The 1,573-nt window shown below is 58.5% G+C and carries 1 protein-coding gene; it reads left to right on the top strand.

All coding sequences use genetic code 11. The features are described 5' to 3' along the window. Positions 1–733 precede the first annotated feature (733 nt). Positions 734–1,186: a hypothetical protein gene (locus PQR42_RS45385; RefSeq protein WP_408393911.1), complete on the top strand. Its 453-nt coding sequence runs from the start codon at positions 734–736 to the stop codon at positions 1,184–1,186. Positions 1,187–1,573: the final 387 nt, after the last annotated feature.

The raw sequence follows: 1,573 nt of genomic DNA, 5'->3' as shown, positions 1-1,573 counted from the left end.
ACCTACTTTCTTTGCCGCGGCAAAGAAAGTAGGCAAAGAAAGCCGCTTCACACCGCCAGCTCATAAGCGGGTCCCCTGGCTTGGAGGGGGCAGTGGTGCATCTGGAATCTGTGCCCTCGCACATTCCGCGCTTGCGACACAGCCGTCATACTTCCCGCCTCGCGCTCCGCGCTCGCCGGAACGGTCTGCTTCGAAACAATGGATTTGTCTATGCGCGGTGGCATCACCGGCTTCGCCTCGGCGTGACGCCAGAGTGCCGGTCATCAAGAGTCATTGGCGGCAATGAAATAGCCGACGGGTTTGCGGGGTGTCGCTGCCGCGCGACACGACTATCTGAGGGATAGCTAGCGCCGCATCTTTCTACGGAATTGCTCAGCGTGGTCACTGGGATCACGAACCGGCCTCCAGGAAATTTCGGATTTGAGTGCGGTGCGCACCTTTTAGCTTGTACAGTTGATCACCCGTGGAAGAGCACGCTTTAAACTCCTCTTGTCGTGTATTCCACGACAGACAGGTTTAACAGCCTATAAGCGTAGTACCCCGTACGATTGTTCAATCAACTGTGCGGCTGCCTTTGCACGTCTTTTTCCAATGGGCGGGCCCTGGCGGGGGAGCCTCGCGGCTCGCCGGTTTTTGGTACTGCGCTCCGGTCTGTTAACCCTGTCAGTGTGCCCGCTCACCCAACTTCCAAATGCGTATCGGGCGATCCAAGTCAACAACCGGAGATCGCACCATGAGTAAATCCGCCAAGCATTCACGAACCACGTCGCGCCCACCTGTTGACGCACTTCAATACGAAAAACTTGCCCTGTCCGCTTCCGGACTAGCTGAGCGGCAATTAAACCAACTGGACAAACTGATCAAACTCGCGGCTGCAATCGTTAGGAGTCCGTCAGTGACACAGGAAGAAAGACACGGCCAGCGGAAGTTGCTGGAACTGCTAGTCGACACCAGCGAGGATTACCGGCGCGAAGTCGAAATCGACCGCGATCTGTATCAGGTCATCGCGCTGGACGCGAAGGGAATTCCTCAAAGCCGAATCACAGCGCGGCACGCAGCGGACCTTCTGTCGAAGGCCACGCAGACGGCATCAGAAAGGCGCGAACGCACTGGCGCAACGCGGATGATGGGGAACAGACAGACCCGCTTCAGAACGATCGCGCGGTCAACTGCGACGGCACATTGACGAAGCTTCGTGGCGCTTCGGCGCGACATTGCCGGAGCGTCTCCAAACCTGGACGACAAATTGACCGAACTGCGCGGCGCCACGACGGGCGTGACGAAGCTTCGCGACTCTGAGACGGAAATTGACTGAGCTTCGTGGCGGCGCGACGGCTACCCTGACAGGGCTTACGGCATTTCGCCGAGGCGAAGCCAACGGCCCTGACGACGCAAGACAAACCCACTGGTTTTAAGCAGACCGTTCCGGCGAGCGCGGAGCGCAAGACGGGAAGTATGACGGCTGTGTCACAAGACCGGAATGTGCGAGAACACAGATTCCAGATGCACCACTACCGCGACTGCGCGAGGGACCCGCTTATGAGCTGGCGGTGTGAAGCGGCGGATTCAACCG

It is taken from the genome of Paraburkholderia sediminicola (assembly GCF_046027355.1).
Classification (GTDB): domain Bacteria; phylum Pseudomonadota; class Gammaproteobacteria; order Burkholderiales; family Burkholderiaceae; genus Paraburkholderia; species Paraburkholderia sediminicola_B.
Note: the sequence above shows the minus strand (reverse complement) of the source record. Positions and strands in the feature narration are given on the sequence as shown.

Bases quoted from the DNA above. Each gene is read 5' to 3' on its own strand.
- PQR42_RS45385 (WP_408393911.1), top strand. From the start codon at position 734: ATGAGTAAATCCGCCAAGCATTCACGAACCACGTCGCGCCCACCTGTT.